Below are 14,448 nucleotides of genomic sequence, written 5' to 3'. Positions count from 1 at the left end.
AAGGTGCCGCCATGGTCCGCATCAGCACATCAGGCGCCTTCGGGGTCGCGGTGACGCCGTCACCGCGCACGCTGCGCGCCGAGCTTTTGCGGCTGTGCGCCCGCATCGGCTATTCGCCGCCCCGTTTCCTCTGACGAATCCGCCCCGGCCACCGCCGGATTGATTCAAGAGGAAAGACAAACCCATGACCTATCAGAACTATTCGCTGAAGCAGCTTCAGCAGATCGATGCCGCGCATCACCTTCATCCCTTCACCGACCATAAGGAACTGCGTGAAGCGGGCTCTCGCATCATCACCCACGCCAAAGGGCCGTTCATCTATGATTCCGACGGAACGGAAATCCTCGACGGCATGGCGGGCCTCTGGTGCGTCAATGTCGGCTACGGCCGCGACGAACTGGCGGAGGCCGCGTACGCCCAGATGAAGGAGCTGCCCTACTACAACTCCTTCTTCAAGTGTTCGACGCCTACACCGGTGCTGCTGTCGCAGAAGCTGGCGGAACTGGCGCCGGAGCATGTCGGTCAGGTCTTCTACGGCTCGTCCGGCTCCGAGGCCAACGACACAGCGCTGCGGCTCGTGCGCCACTATTGGGCGCTCGAAGGCAAGCCTGAGAAGAACCGGATCATCTCGCGCAAGATGGCCTATCACGGCTCGACGATCGCCGGCACCTCGCTCGGCGGCATGGAGCCCATGCACAAGCAGCTCGGCGGCGCGGTGCCGAACATCGTCCATGTGATGATGCCCTATGCCTATGAGCTCGCGCTGCCCGGCGAAAGCGACCACGATTTCGGCCTGCGCGCCGCCAAGGCCGTCGAGGACGCCATCCTCGAAGCCGGCGCCGACAAGGTCGCCGCCTTTATCGGCGAGCCGGTGATGGGTGCGGGCGGTGTGAAAATCCCGCCGATCAGCTACTGGCCGGAGGTGCAGCGCATCTGCCGCAAATACGATGTGCTCTTGATGCTCGACGAGGTGATTACCGGCTATGGCCGCACCGGCGAATGGTTCGCGGCGCAGACCTTCGACGTTGAGCCCGACACCATCACCACCGCCAAGGCGCTGACCTCCGGCTACCAGCCGCTGTCGGCGCTCCTGGTCGGCGACCGCATCAGCAGGACGCTCGTCGAAAAGGGCGGCGAGTTCTACCACGGCTACACCTATTCCGGTCACCCGGTCGCGTGCGCGGTGGCCCTGAAGAACCTCGAGATCATTGAACGGGAAGGTCTGGTCGAGCGCGTCAGGACCGACACCGGTCCCTATTTCGCGCAGGCGCTGCAGGAGCGCATCGCCGGCCACAGGCTGGTCGGCGAGGTGCGCTCGATCGGTCTTATGGGTGCGATAGAGATCGTCAAGGACAATGCGACCAAGGAACGATACCTGCCGTCGGGAAGTGCAGCGGTCGTCGTGCGCGATCACGCGATCTCGCAGGGCATGATGCTGCGCGCCACCGGCGACACGATGATACTGTCGCCGCCGCTGATCTGGACGCGCGACACCATCGACATGGCCTGCGAGCGCATCGCCAAGGCGCTCGACCTTGCGGAGGCGGATTTGCGGAAGCGCTGAGAAAACACAGCCGGGCGCCCTTGCTGGAGGGTGCCCGGCGACCCGAATCTGCAGCGAAGCCTTGCCCAGACGCAAAAACCGCGTCCCAGAAGGGAACGCGGCTTTGCCAGATACGCATGGCGTTTCGCTACTCGAGACCTGCGAAACTTACGGGCTCCGGTACGCGAGACCTGATCCGGAGCGCCGGGCGGTTGCGATGTCCGCCTCGCAGTCCGTTTTAAAGGCACATCGTTACCGGTGAGTTAGCGAGACCTTAAGCAAATCTAAATTTGCCGGATTTCTGTCGAAAAATTTGGCTAATAACCCTTTGCAAGCAGCTGCTTAGGTTGGATCGCCGCGCAGGAAATTTATGATGCCGGAAAAGTCGGCGCCTGCGTTGCCCTGCGCATTGAACAGCGCGTAGAGCTGCGTCGCCTCGGCGCCCAGAGGCGTCACGGCGCCGGCGCTTTGCGCGGCTTCCTGCGACAATTTCAGGTCCTTGAGCATGAGGGCGGCAGCAAAACCCGGCCTGTAGTCGCGGTTGGCGGGCGACGCCGGAACAGGGCCGGGCACCGGGCAGTAAGTGGTCAGTGACCAGCACTGGCCGGAGGAGGTGGAGGCGACGTCGAACAGCGCCTGGTGCGACAGGCCGAGTTTCTCGGCGAGCACAAAGGCTTCGGCGACGCCGATCATCGAAATGCCGAGAATCATGTTGTTGCAGATCTTGGCGGCCTGGCCGGCGCCGTCACCGCCGCAATGAACGATGCGGCCGGCCATCGGCTTCAGGATCGGCTCGGCTGAGGCGAATGCTGCGTCCGACCCGCCGGCCATGAAAGTGAGCGTGCCGGCGGTCGCGCCGCCGGTGCCGCCGGACACAGGCGCGTCGATCGAAGGCAAGCCGTGCCTGGCGGCAATGGCGTGAGCCTTGCGTGCCGATTCGACATCGATGGTCGAGGAATCGATCAGCAAGGCGCCTTTCTTCGCCTTGGGCGCGATGTCCTCGTAGACCGACAGCACATGCTTGCCGGCGGGAAGCATGGTGATCACCACGTCGGCGTCCTTCACCGCGGCGACGGCATTGGCCATGACGGTGACGCCATGCTCTTTTGCGATCGTGAGGTTCTCCGGCACGAGGTCGAAGCCTTGCACCGCAAACCCCGCCTTTACGAGGTTGGCAGCCATTGGGTTGCCCATATTGCCAAGGCCGATGAAGGCGATCGTTGCCATCGTTGTCTCCCGAAATTTGCTGCTTCAGCGGCCGATCAGCGTTCGCGCGATGATGACACGCATGATCTCGTTGGTGCCTTCGAGGATCTGGTGGACGCGCAGATCACGCACCAGCTTCTCGATGCCGTAATCGTGCAGATAGCCGTAGCCGCCATGCAACTGCAGCGCCTCGTTGGCGATGTCGAAGCCGATGTCGGTGACGAAGCGCTTGGCCATCGCCGACCATTTGCCGGCATCCGGCGCCTTGCGATCGAGCTTCGAGGCGGCGGCATAGAGGAAGATGCGGGCCGCCTGCAGCTCCGTTTCCATGTCGGCCAGCCTGAACTGCGGGGCCTGGAACTGGTTGATCTTCGATCCGAAGGCCTTGCGCTCGCTCGTGTAGGCGAGCGCCTTGTCGAGCGCCGACTGCGCGCCGCCCAGCGAGCAGGCGGCGATGTTGAGCCGGCCGCCGTCGAGCCCGGCCATGGCGATGCCGAAGCCCGCGCCTTCGGTGGCAAGCAGGTTCTCGACCGGCACCTTGCAATCCTCGAAGATGACCTGGCGGGTCGACTGCATATGCCAACCCATCTTATGCTCATTGGCGCCGAAGGAGAGGCCGGGCGCATCCTTGGGCACCACCAGGGTCGAAATGCCTTTGGGCCCGTCGCCGCCGGTGCGCGCCATGACGACATAGAGGTCGCTGTCGCCAGCCCCCGAGATGAACTGCTTGGCGCCGTTCAAGACATAGTCGCCGCCGCTCCTCACCGCTCTCGTCTTCAAGGCGGCGGCATCCGAGCCGGAGCCGGGCTCGGTCAGGCAATAGCTCGCCAGCCATTCCATCGTGGTCAGCTTCGGCAGGAAGCGCCGGCGCTGCTCGTCGCTGCCGAAGCGGTCAATCATCGAGGCCGCCATATTGTGGATGGAGATGAAGGAGGAGAAGGCCGGATCGGCATGCGCCAGCGCCTCGAAGATCAGCACCGCATCGAGCCGACCGAGCGCCGAGCCGCCGACATCGTCGCGGACATAGATGCCGCCCAGGCCGAGCGGCCCTGTCTCGCGGATCACGTCGGCCGGAAAGTGCTTTGCCCGGTCCCAGTCGAGCGCGTTCGGCGCGACCCGATCGGCCGCGAAGGCCTCAGCCATCTCCTTTATGGCGCGCTGTTGCTCGGTGAGTTCGAATTGGCCAGTGCCCGCATCGACTGCCGCGTCCATGGCGTGCTCCCTGTCGTTTCAGGCCTTGTGGCCTGTCGTTTTTGGCTTTGCGCAGCGATCAATCTAGACCAATGATGCCGCCGCGCAACCCAGCCCGCCGCGGACCGGCTGTGCATGGATTGATCAACGGAGTCTTGCGTGCCGACAATTTTCGATCAGCTGCTGGACCGGTTCCACTTCTATCTCGCCGGCATCGACAGCGATCTGGTTGCGGACGCCGTCGCGCGCATCGATTGGCACATGCCCTCTCGTTCGCGCGAACCACGTGCGCTTCGTTGCCTTCGCCATCTCGATCGGATTGCGGAGCTTGCGCCGCGGGACGCCGGGCCGCTGACGCGGTTCATCGCGGACCATCGCAATGAGCTGTGCTGGGGGCAGACTTATACCGCTGCCGATTTCGGACAGCTCTTCATCGACAATTACGGCTGGCTGGAGGTGTTCGGCATGCGGGGGCATTTCGCCAATGACGAGGTCGCGGGCGGCCTGCTGATCCTCGGGCCCGACAGTGTCTACCCAGACCATCACCACACCGCCGAGGAGATCTACATTCCGCTGACCGGCGGCACCGAGTGGCGCATGGGCGAGGCCGGCTTTCGGGTTCGAGCGGCGGGCGAAATCATCCACCATGCGTCCAACGTCAATCACGCCATGCGTACCGGCAAGGAGCCATTGATGGCGCTCTATATCTGGCGAGGTGGACCGCTCGCGCAGAAATCGATCATCGCCTCGGAGGGCAGGGGCTGATGGCGAGGGCGATCATGCTGCAAGGCACTGGCTCGGATGTCGGCAAGACCGTGCTGGTGGCGGGGCTCTGCCGGGCAGCAAAAAAACGCGGACTGAAGGTCAGGCCGTTCAAGCCGCAGAACATGTCCAACAACGCCGCCGTCGCCGACATCCCCGGCAACAACAAGACCGGCGGCGGTGAGATCGGCCGCGGGCAGTGGCTGCAGGCGCTGGCCTGCGGGGTGGGGCCGACCGTGCACATGAACCCGGTGCTGCTCAAGCCGCAAAGCGACATCGGCTCGCAAGTGGTGGTGCAGGGCAAGGTTTTTGGCGAGGCGCGGGCGCGCGACTATCAGGCGATGAAGGCCAGTCTGATGGATGCGGTGCTCGATTCCTGGGCGAAGGTCGGCGAGGACGCCGACCTCGTCATCGTCGAGGGCGCCGGCTCGCCGGCCGAGATCAACCTTAGAAGCCGCGACATCGCCAATATGGGCTTTGCCACGCGTACCAACGTCCCGGTGGTGCTTATCGGCGACATCGACCGCGGCGGCGTCATTGCTTCCGTCGCCGGCACGCATCTGATCCTGCCGGAGGAAGACCGGCGCATGATCGCCGGCTATCTCATCAACAAGTTCCGCGGCGATGTCTCGCTGTTCGACGATGGGGTCAGCGCCATCGGCAAGTTTACCGGCTGGCGCTGTTTCGGCGTCGTGCCCTGGCTGAAGTCCGCGGCAAGGCTGCCGTCCGAAGATTCGGTTGTGCTCGAGCGCCTTGCCTCGGGCGAAAGGCGGGCGCTGAAGGTGGCGGTGCCCATGCTGGCGCGGATCGCCAACTTCGACGATCTCGATCCGCTCAAGGCCGAGCCGCAGGTCGAGGTGGTGTTCGTGCCGCCGGGAAAGCCGCTCCCGGAAGATGCCGGGCTGGTGGTCATTCCGGGCTCGAAATCGACCATCGGCGATCTGATAAAATTCCGCGAGAATGGCTGGGATCGCGACCTTGCCGCGCATCGCAAACGCGGCGGCCATGTCGTCGGCATCTGCGGCGGATATCAGATGCTCGGCCGCAAGGTTCGCGACCCCGATGGCATCGAAGGCAGCGTCATCGAGACGGAGGGCCTTGGCCTGCTCGACATCGAGACGGTGATGGAACCGGGAAAGACGGTGCGCAACTCGAGCGCTCATTCGGTGCAGTTCGGTCTGCCGCTCGAAGGCTATGAGATCCATCTTGGCCGCACCACCGGCCCGGACACGGCGCGGCCTTCGGCAATCATCAACGGCGTCGAGGACGGCGCGGTCTCCGCCGATGGCAAGGTTATCGGCACCTATCTGCATGGGCTGTTTGCAGCGGACGCTTTTCGCGCGGCCTACCTTGCGAGCATCGGGGTCAAGGATGGGGGCATCGACTATCGCGCCGAGGTCGAGAAGGCGCTGGACGAGGTCGCGGCCGAGCTGGAGAAGCATCTCGACTGCGATGCGATTTTCGGGCTGGCGCGGTAGGTCCTCCCGTCGATGCGCATACGCTTGCCATTAGCGAAAGCTTCCGCCGCATTGTCATCCACGGGCGGAGCAAGGAGCGAAGCGACGCGGCGCAGACCCGAGGATCCATTCCGTGACGGTAAGGCGTTGCTACCGTGCAGAATTCTGCTCCGCTGCGCCCTTCGATCGAGGTCACGGAATGGATCCTCGGGTCTTCGCGTCCGCTTCGCTCCCGCTCCGCCCGTGGATGACGAAGTTCAGGCGTTTTCGCCAGCCGCAAATGCCGGCGCGGATAGCAACTACGCCTTCTCGCCCGCCTTCGGCCAGTAGGTGCCGAAGGACCAGACATTGCCTTCGGGGTCGAGGCAGATGAATTCGCGACTGCCATAGTCGCGGTCGACCAGTTCCTGGGTGATCCTGGCGCCGGCCTTCTTCGCCTTGGCATAGGCGGCATCGGCGTCATCGACGGCAATGTAGATAAACTTGCCGCCGCCACCGCCGGGCTCGCCGACCATCTTGCCGTAATCGTCGTCGCGCGCGGTGCCCAGCATGATCATCGAGGACCAAAAGGTCAGTTCCGCGTGGTGAACGATGTCGCCATCGCCATAACGGGCGCGCAGTTCGAAGCCGAAGGCCTCGCTGAGCCAGTCGATCATCCTAGCGGCGTTCCTGTATCGAAGGACTGGATAGAGACGGGGTGCTTCGTTTGTTGCTGGCATGACAATATCCCTGTGCCGGTTGAATGAATGCCAGTCTGTGCGAAGGCGGTTTCCACGTCTTGAAGAAATGTTACCTCGCCTGAGGCTTAGATCCGCGCGGCGAGCCCAGACGGCGTTTCGCCGGCAAGCTGACGGAATTCGCGCACCAGATGCGCCTGGTCGGCGTACCCGCAATCGGCGGCAATGCCGGCCCAGTGGTCGTCCTGCCGCTTCGACAGCGACAGCGCGCGGTTGAAGCGCACGATGCGTGACAATGTCTTCGGGCCGATGCCGATCGCGTCGGTGAATTTCGCCGCCAGATGCTTGCGGCTCCAGCCGATCTCGCTGGCGAGCGCCGAAATGCGGGTGCGGCCGCCCGATGCGATGACCGTTCGGTAGGCCCAGGCGATTTCGGGCGAAAGCGCATGCGCGTCCGCGAGGCGGCCTGCGATGAACCCCTCGGCAATGTCGAAGCGCTTGTCCCAATCCGACGCTTCGCCGAGCTGTTCGCGCAGCGCGATGCCATCAAAGCCCATCGCATCGTCCAACCCGACCATGCGGTCGCGCAATTCACTCATCGCCAGGCCGAAGAATTGCCTGGCGCCGAGCGGCGTGAAATTGACCTGGACACAGCAGGCGGCGCCGAAGGATTCGATCATGACCGGGCCGGCATAGAGACCGGCGGCGAAGCTGGCGTAGCGATCGTTGTCGCCCGGGCTGCGGCCGAGCCCGATGGCGAAGGCTCCGGCGAAGCTGATCACCAGCGGTACAGTCAGCGAGGCATATTCGACGATGCGGAAATGGCCTGGCCGTATTTCCCGGTAGCCGCAGATATCCGTGACGATGCCTGCGAGAGAAGCGGCGGGTTTGCGCCGCACCATCTCGAAATGGAGGGCGGGAGAGCGAGTATCCTGCCGATGGCGCTCCGTCTCGTCGGACATGCCGCGAGTCTAGCAGAACACGCTCGCAAAAATCAAAAGCGCCCGGCAGGGCCGGGCGCCCCGAGTTGCCTGAGATTGGTGTTGGCGGTTAACGCAATTCCGGACGGAAAACCGCTGCACACTTTTCCTGGAATTGCGTCAAGCGCCGCGCATCAGACAGCCGCCGGCGAGCACGACATAGGCGATGAGCATGATCCACACCGACGCAAGAGGAATGAACGCAAGAAGGCCGAGAGCGGCGAGAAGGCCAATGACGGCGATGACCAACGAAATAATGAACACAATCTGCGTGGGCGCACTAAGATTCATGTCTGGTCCCTCCAACATGATTCGCAACACCCGAATTCTACCAGCAGGACAGTCACACACCAATGAGTTGGCGTAGGGGATTGGCCGGGTCGGCAAGCAGCTTCACCGCCAGCGCTACACACACGATCACCAGCAGCGGCTTGATCAGTCTTGCGCCGATTTTGATGGCGAGGCCTGCGCCGAGGCGGGCGCCCAGAAACTGGGCGACACCCATCATCAGACCGATCTTCCAGTCGATGACGCCGACGGCGGCGAAGACGACGAAGCCGCCGATGTTGGAGGCGAAATTGAGCAGCTTGGTGTGCGCGGTCGCCTTGAGCAGACCATAGCCGGCAAGGCTGACGAAGGCGAGCATAAGGAACGAGCCCGTGCCTGGGCCGAACAGACCGTCGTACAAGCCAATGGCAGGCACAACCGTTAGGCCGTATAGGAGCGGCGACAGACGTTCTGCGCGGTCAACGTCGTTCATGTTGGGTTTGAACGCGAAGTATAGAGCGATCGCGATCAGGAGAACCGGCAAAAGGGCGCGCAGGAAGTCGCCGGGCACGATCGTCGCCAGCAAGGCGCCGATGGCGCCGCCAACCAGCGCCAGCAGCGCGGGAGGCAGTTGTCGGCGCAGATCGACCTGGCCATTGGCGGCATAATGGATCGTGGCCGAGCCGGACCCGAACATGCCCTGCAGCTTGTTGGTGCCGAGCGCTGCCACCGGAGAGAAGCCCGCCAGGAGCAGCGCCGGGATGGTGATCAGGCCGCCACCGCCGGCGATCGAGTCGACGAAGCCCGCCGCGAAAGCGGCTGCGGTGAGCATGAAGACAGTCTGCAAGGTAAGGTCGATCATCGGGCTGTGGGTCAAGGCGGGGGACGGCTGCTTCCATCATGCTTAGACAGTTTGCGCAAGACCGATTCCACGCTAACAATTTCAACGGAATCGCAAAGGGAGGCTTACGGCGATGGCGCTGCTCGACCAGATACGCTCGATCTTCGACGGCGACCCGGGCGTGCGCAAGGTAGCGGACGATCCGGTGCTGTCGGCCGAGCTTCTGATGCTGTTCCGGATGATCCTGGCCGACGGCGCGGTGTCGGAGAGCGAGATGGTCGCCTTCCGGCACATCTGCAAGGAAGCCTTTGGCATTCCCGAAGCCTCGATCGACAGCGTCGTCGAATATCTCAACGACTACGGCTACGAGACCAACGGCTCACAAGCGATCGCGCTGTTCCGCGACCTCGATGTCGAGCGGCGAAAGCTGCTTGCGCGCCACATGGCCGAGATCGCGAAGGCGGATTCCAAGCTTGCCGAGAGCGAGGTGAAGCTGCTGCGTCGCACGCTCGACCTGCTCGACATCAGCCCGGTGGATTTGGTCAAACCGGAGGGCTGAGCGCGGGCTCGCCGCTTACCCTTGTTCCTGCATGCGTCGCGCTATCGCACGGTGAAGGTCCGGCGCCGCCGCGACCAGCGCCTGCGCGGCTTCCGAGCGCGGGCTGTCGAGCACATCGGCCGTCCTGCCGCGCTCGACGATCTTGCCCTCATGCATGACCAGCACCTCGTCCGACATGGCGCGGGCAACCGTCAGGTCATGGGTGATGAACAGATAGGCGATGCCGAGCTTCTGGTTAAGCTCGGCGAAGAGGTCGAGGATCTGGGCGCGGATCGACACATCCAACGCCGAGACCGGCTCGTCGGCGACGACCAGTTTCGGGCGGGTGATGATGGCGCGGGCGATCGACAGGCGCTGGCGCTGGCCGCCCGAGAATTCATGCGGATATTTGTCCATGTCGCGCGGGCCGAGTCCGACCTCATGCAGCGCATGCGCGACCAATTCGCGCCGCTCGGCTTTCGACGGCTGGGTCTCGAGAAGATGCAACGGCTCGGCGACCAGCTTCTCGACCTTCTCGCGTGGATCGAAGGAGCCGTAAGGGTCCTGGAAGACAACCTGCATGTCGCGCCTGGCCGGCTTCAGTTCGGCCTCTGACTTGCCGGTGATGGTCTCGCCGCGAAAGCGGATTGAGCCCGCCGTCGACTTGTCCAGTGCCAGGATCATGCGGGCGAGCGTGGATTTGCCGCAGCCGGAACGGCCAACGAGGGCTACCGACTGGGCCGGCTCGATGGTTAGCGAGACATCGTCGACGGCGCGAATCGGTTCTGCCGCCCGGAACAAGGATTTGCGCCGACCCGGATAGTCGCGGCTCAGGCCTTCGACTTCGAGAAGCGGCCTTGCCGAACCGGCAAGGTGTTTTTTGGGCCGCGCCGGCACATGCATGGAAGCCAGCGCCAGCTCGCGCGTGTAGGGGTGGTGTTGTGCCGACAGCGTGCGCGCGGTGTCGCCGGCCTCCATCACTTCGCCACCGCGCAGGATGGTCAGACGGTCGGCCATCTCGGTCACCACCGCGAGATCGTGCGAGATGAGCAGCAGGCCCATGCGGTTTTCGCTGACGAGGTCGCGCAGCAGGTCGAGGATCTGCGCCTGCAGCACCACATCGAGCGCCGTGGTCGGCTCGTCGGCGATCAGCAGTTTTGGCTTCAGCGCGCAGGCGATGGCGATGACGACGCGCTGGCGCTGCCCGCCGGAGAGCTCATGCGGGTAGCGCGACAGCGGGAACTTGGCTTCCGGCAGGCCGACACGGTCGAGCATTTTTCGCGCTCGATCCTCGGCCTCGGCGCGGCCCGCCCTGGTGTGCCAGCGAATGCCCTCGGCCACCTGCTCGCCGATGGTCTTGACTGGATTGAGCGCCGTCATCGGCTCCTGGAAAACCATGCCGATGTCGTCGCCGCGCAGCGCACACATCTGGTCCTCGCTCGCTGCAAGGAGGTCGATGCCGTCGAAAGTGACGCGTCCGCGGGCTTGAGCTAGATGCGGCAGCAGGCTCATGATCGTCAGCGCCGTCATCGATTTGCCGGAACCGGATTCGCCGACCAGGCCGACCACCTCGCCGGGCGCAATCGCAAGCTCGACCTGCTTCAGGATCGGCGTTCCGCCGATGACAAGCGACAGGTTCTCGATCTGGAGCAGGCTCATCGCCGCCGCCGCGATTTCGGATCGAGGATGTCGGCGATGCCGTCGCCGAGCAGGTTGAGCCCAAGCACGGTCACGATGATCGCCATGCCGGGAAAGATCGCCATCCACGGCGCCGTCACCATCCGCGTCTGCGCGTCGAACAGCATGCGGCCCCAGCTCGGCATTGGCGGCTGCGCGCCCAGGCCCACATAGGAAAGCCCCGCTTCGGCGAGGATGCCCAGCGCAAACTGGATCGTGCCCTGTACCAGCAGCAGCGTCGCGATGTTGGGCAGGATGTGCTCGACAGAAATCTGCGTCATGCCCTTGCCGGCAGCGCGCGCGGCGAGGATGAATTCGCGCGGCCAGATCGCCAAAGCGCCAGCGCGGGCCACGCGCGCAAAGACCGGGATGTTGAATATGCCGATGGCGATGATGGCGTTGACGGCGCCCGGGCCGAAAATGGCCGTGATCATGATCGCCGACAGCAGCGCCGGGAAGGCGAAGACGAGATCGTTGATGCGCATCAGCGCCTCGTCCGCAAGGCCGCCCCGCGCCGCCGCGAAGGCGCCGAGCGGCACGCCGATGCCCATGCCGATACCGACCGCCACCAGCGCCACCGCGATCGAGTTGCGTGCGCCGACCATGATCATCGAAAGGATGTCGCGACCGAAATGGTCGGTGCCGAACCAATGCGTCCACGAGGGCGCCTGCGTCTTGTCTGCGATCACCAGCTTGGTGACGTCGTAGGGCGTCCATACAAAGGAGAGCAGCGCAATCGCGGCCACCAGCAGCGTGATGGCGAAGCCGATCAGAAAAGAGCGGTTGCCGAAGGCTTTGGCCAGAACCCCGGCAAGCGTTTCCTCGGGCAGGTCGACGCGCACCGTCATTGCCGGCCCCTGAGCCGCGGATCGACAACGGCGTAGGAGAAGTCGACCAGCAGATTGACGGCGATCACGGCGGCGACCAGCAGCATGACGACGCTCTCGACGACGATCAGGTCGCGCTGGGTGATGGCCTGGAACACCAGCCGTCCAAGCCCCGGCAGATAGAAGACATTCTCGATGATAATGGTGCCGGCAAGCAGGAACGCGAATTGCAGGCCGAGAATGGTGAGCACCGGGATCATGGCGTTGCGCAGCGCGTGGCGCCAGAGCACGGCGCGGTAGGGCAGGCCCTTGGCGCGGGCGGTGCGGATATAGTCTTCGTTGAGCACCTCGATCAGCGCCGAGCGGGCGACGCGCGCCAGGATCGCCGCCTGCGGCAGCGCCAGCGCCACCGCCGGCAGCAGCAGCGATTTTACCGCCGGCCAGATCCCGGCGCCCCAGCCAGGAAACCCACCCGCCGGCACCAGCCGCAGCCAGACGGCGAAGAGATAGATCAGCATCAGCGCGAACCAGAAATTCGGCACGGCAACGCCGAGTTGGGCAGCACCCATGGCGACTGTGTCGCCGGCCCGGCCCTGGCGGCCGGCGGAAAACACCCCGACCGGAATGGCTATGACGGTCGACAGCGCCAGCGCGATTAGCGCCAGCGGCAGAGAAACGACGACGCGCTCACCCACGAGGTCGATGACGGGAACCGAATAGGTGTAGGAGCGACCGAAATCGAGACTGAGCAACCCGCCCGCCCAGTGCAGGTAGCGCAGGACAAGCGGCGCGTTCAGGCCCATCTGGTTGCGCAACTGCTCGACCTGGTCGGCGCTGGCGTTGAAGCCAAGCATCAGGCGCGCCGGGTCGCCAGGCAGGATTTCCATCACCGCAAACACCACCATCGAGGCCAGCACCAGCGTGATGGCCGCGATGATGAGGCGCTTGAGGAGATAGGTGGCCATGGGAGGCGATCAGGCGACCGCGCCGGCCGTCAATCCGTCCACTTCACCTTGGTAAGGTCATTGGCCTGAATCGGTGCATTCTCCCATAGGCCCTGCAGCTTCGCGTCCCAGACCCCCACCTTCGGCAGCTCGTAAAGGAAGCCGACCACGGCGTCGTCGGCCAGGATCTTCTGCGCCTCTGCCAGCAGCTCTTTCCGCTTCGCCTCGTCCGAGGTCAGGTTGAGCTTGGCGATGATGGCGTCGAAGGCCGGGTTGTCGTAGTTGAAGTAGTAGTCCTTGCGCGAATAGATATCGATGTCGTTCGGCTCGGTGTGGGAGACGATGGTGAGGTCGTAGTCCTTCTTGGTGAAGACCTGATCCAGCCATTGCGCCCATTCGACGGGGATGATCTCCAGATCGATGCCGACATCGCGCAGCTCGGACGCGATGATCTCGCCGCCAAGCCGCGCATAGGACGGCGGCGGAAGCTTCAGCGTCGCCTTGAAGCCTTTTTCTAGGCCGGCTTCCTTCAGCAGTTCCTTGGCCTTGTCGACATTGTGCGGATAGAGGCCGGTGAGGTCGACATAGTCTTTGTTGGCGGGCGACATATGCGAGCCGATCGGCACGCCGAGGCCCGCCGAGGCGCCGTCGATGATCGCCTTGCGGTCGAGCGCGAAGGAGATGGCCTGGCGCACCTGGAGCTTGTCGAAGGGCGGCTTCTTGTTGTTGATCGAAAGAATCGTCTCGCCTTCGGTGGAGCCGATCACCACCTTGAAACGCGGATCGTCCTTGACCTGAGCGACGCTGTCGGGATCGAAGAAGGGGAAGGCCTGGATGTCGCCGGAAAGCAGCGCCGGCACGGCCGCGGCGGCATCGGGTACGATGCGGAACTCGACCTTGTCGAGCGCAACCGGGGCACCCCAGTAATTATCCGACTTCACAAGCGTGATCGACGAGCCCTTGGCCCAGCTCTGGAACTTGAAGGGGCCGGTGCCGACCGGCTTTTCCTTGTTGGTGTCGGCCGATTTCGGTGACACGATCACCGCGTCGCCCCAGCCCATATTGTACAGGAAGGAGCCTTGCGGGTTTTTCAGCGTGACCTTCACCGTCGCCGGATCGACGACATCGACCTTGTCGATCTGCGCGAACAGCCCCTTTTGGGCGTTGACCGAATTGTCGGCCCGGGCACGGTCGAGAGAGAATTTCACGTCATCGGCGCTGAAATCGCTGCCGTCGTGGAATTTCACGCCGGTGTGCAGCTTGAAAGTGTAGATCTTGCCGTCATCCGAGATGGTCCAGCTTTCGGCAAGGTCGGGGATCACCTCGCCGTTCGGACCGATGCGGGTGAGACCTTCGAAGACATTGGCGTAGAGCACCTCGTCGATGGCGGCGGCGGCGCCCGCGGTCGGATCGAGATGCGGGGGTTCGAGCGGAATGCCGATGACGAGGTCAGTGCGGGCCGAAAATGCCGACGTGGCGGCAGCGAAAGTAAGCACAGCGGCGGCCAAAATGGTCTTCCACAGTTTCATTGCCGAACT

Annotated in this window: 15 protein-coding genes; 5 read left to right on the top strand and 10 right to left on the bottom strand. The window is 64.0% G+C overall.

From position 1 onward, the window contains the following. The first annotated feature begins 11 nt into the window (after positions 1 to 11). Together CK224_RS03610 and CK224_RS03605 are read left to right on the top strand one after the other, a co-directional pair. Positions 12 to 134, top strand: a complete 123-nt coding sequence (locus CK224_RS03610; protein ID WP_066999731.1) for a capsid protein — start codon at positions 12 to 14, stop codon at positions 132 to 134. A 50-nt stretch (positions 135 to 184) separates the two neighbouring features. Further along, positions 185 to 1,564, top strand: a complete 1,380-nt coding sequence (locus CK224_RS03605) for an aspartate aminotransferase family protein (protein WP_095780799.1) — start codon at positions 185 to 187, stop codon at positions 1,562 to 1,564. 321 nt (positions 1,565 to 1,885) lie between these two features. Here the strand turns inward: CK224_RS03605 and mmsB are convergent, their stop codons facing one another. Together mmsB and CK224_RS03595 are read right to left on the bottom strand one after the other, a co-directional pair. Next, positions 1,886 to 2,770 carry a 3-hydroxyisobutyrate dehydrogenase gene (gene mmsB / locus CK224_RS03600; protein ID WP_095780798.1) on the bottom strand — a complete coding sequence of 295 codons (885 nt, stop codon included), beginning with the start codon at positions 2,768 to 2,770 and terminating at the stop codon, positions 1,886 to 1,888. Positions 2,771 to 2,794: 24 nt separating this feature from the next. After that, on the bottom strand, positions 2,795 to 3,961 hold the full coding sequence (locus CK224_RS03595) for an isobutyryl-CoA dehydrogenase (RefSeq protein ID WP_095780797.1): 1,167 nt from the start codon (positions 3,959 to 3,961) through the stop codon (positions 2,795 to 2,797). 138 nt (positions 3,962 to 4,099) lie between these two features. On the opposite strand from CK224_RS03595, the gene CK224_RS03590 reads away from it, so the two are divergent. Both CK224_RS03590 and CK224_RS03585 read left to right on the top strand, forming a co-directional pair. Next, complete coding sequence (locus CK224_RS03590) at positions 4,100 to 4,705, top strand: dimethylsulfonioproprionate lyase family protein (protein ID WP_095780796.1); 606 nt, start codon at positions 4,100 to 4,102, stop codon at positions 4,703 to 4,705. Continuing rightward, the gene (locus CK224_RS03585) at positions 4,705 to 6,180 is read left to right on the top strand and encodes a cobyric acid synthase (RefSeq protein WP_095780795.1); all 1,476 of its coding nucleotides are present in this window, start codon (positions 4,705 to 4,707) and stop codon (positions 6,178 to 6,180) included. The genes CK224_RS03590 and CK224_RS03585 overlap by 1 nt, the downstream gene beginning before the upstream one ends. 278 nt (positions 6,181 to 6,458) lie before the next feature. On the opposite strand, the gene CK224_RS03580 is transcribed toward CK224_RS03585, so the two are convergent. The 4 genes from CK224_RS03580 to CK224_RS03565 all read right to left on the bottom strand — a co-directional run bounded on the left by CK224_RS03580 (position 6,459) and on the right by CK224_RS03565 (position 8,945). Further along, entirely contained in the window at positions 6,459 to 6,878 is a 420-nt protein-coding gene (locus CK224_RS03580) for a VOC family protein (protein ID WP_095780794.1), read from the bottom strand. A gap of 86 nt (positions 6,879 to 6,964) precedes the next feature. Further along, positions 6,965 to 7,798 (bottom strand): helix-turn-helix transcriptional regulator, encoded by an 834-nt coding sequence (locus CK224_RS03575; protein WP_095780793.1) that lies wholly within the window; start codon positions 7,796 to 7,798, stop codon positions 6,965 to 6,967. Between the two features lie 138 nt (positions 7,799 to 7,936). Further along, positions 7,937 to 8,107, bottom strand: a complete 171-nt coding sequence (locus tag CK224_RS03570; RefSeq protein ID WP_082980616.1) for a hypothetical protein — start codon at positions 8,105 to 8,107, stop codon at positions 7,937 to 7,939. A 52-nt stretch (positions 8,108 to 8,159) separates the two neighbouring features. Then, positions 8,160 to 8,945 (bottom strand): TSUP family transporter, encoded by a 786-nt coding sequence (locus CK224_RS03565; RefSeq protein ID WP_095780792.1) that lies wholly within the window; start codon positions 8,943 to 8,945, stop codon positions 8,160 to 8,162. A 112-nt stretch (positions 8,946 to 9,057) separates the two neighbouring features. Here CK224_RS03565 and CK224_RS03560 point away from each other — a divergent pair, with 112 nt between their 5' ends. Next, positions 9,058 to 9,483, top strand: a complete 426-nt coding sequence (locus tag CK224_RS03560) for a TerB family tellurite resistance protein (RefSeq protein ID WP_066999766.1) — start codon at positions 9,058 to 9,060, stop codon at positions 9,481 to 9,483. A 15-nt stretch (positions 9,484 to 9,498) separates the two neighbouring features. On the opposite strand, the gene CK224_RS03555 is transcribed toward CK224_RS03560, so the two are convergent. The 4 genes from CK224_RS03555 to CK224_RS03540 are packed head-to-tail and all read right to left on the bottom strand — an operon-like array spanning position 9,499 to position 14,439. Further along, a complete protein-coding gene (locus CK224_RS03555; RefSeq protein WP_095780791.1) occupies positions 9,499 to 11,121 on the bottom strand; it encodes a dipeptide ABC transporter ATP-binding protein in 1,623 nt (540 codons plus the stop codon). Then, the gene (locus CK224_RS03550) at positions 11,118 to 11,987 is read right to left on the bottom strand and encodes an ABC transporter permease (RefSeq protein WP_095780790.1); all 870 of its coding nucleotides are present in this window, start codon (positions 11,985 to 11,987) and stop codon (positions 11,118 to 11,120) included. The genes CK224_RS03555 and CK224_RS03550 overlap by 4 nt, the downstream gene beginning before the upstream one ends. Continuing rightward, positions 11,984 to 12,931: an ABC transporter permease gene (locus CK224_RS03545; protein WP_095780789.1), complete on the bottom strand. Its 948-nt coding sequence runs from the start codon at positions 12,929 to 12,931 to the stop codon at positions 11,984 to 11,986. The genes CK224_RS03550 and CK224_RS03545 overlap by 4 nt, the downstream gene beginning before the upstream one ends. Positions 12,932 to 12,960: 29 nt before the next feature. Then, positions 12,961 to 14,439 (bottom strand): ABC transporter substrate-binding protein, encoded by a 1,479-nt coding sequence (locus tag CK224_RS03540; RefSeq protein ID WP_095780788.1) that lies wholly within the window; start codon positions 14,437 to 14,439, stop codon positions 12,961 to 12,963. Positions 14,440 to 14,448: the final 9 nt, after the last annotated feature.

Source organism: Mesorhizobium sp. WSM3862 (genome assembly GCF_002294985.1).
Taxonomy (GTDB): Bacteria; Pseudomonadota; Alphaproteobacteria; order Rhizobiales; family Rhizobiaceae; genus Mesorhizobium.
This window is presented reverse-complemented; position numbering and strand designations above follow the sequence as displayed.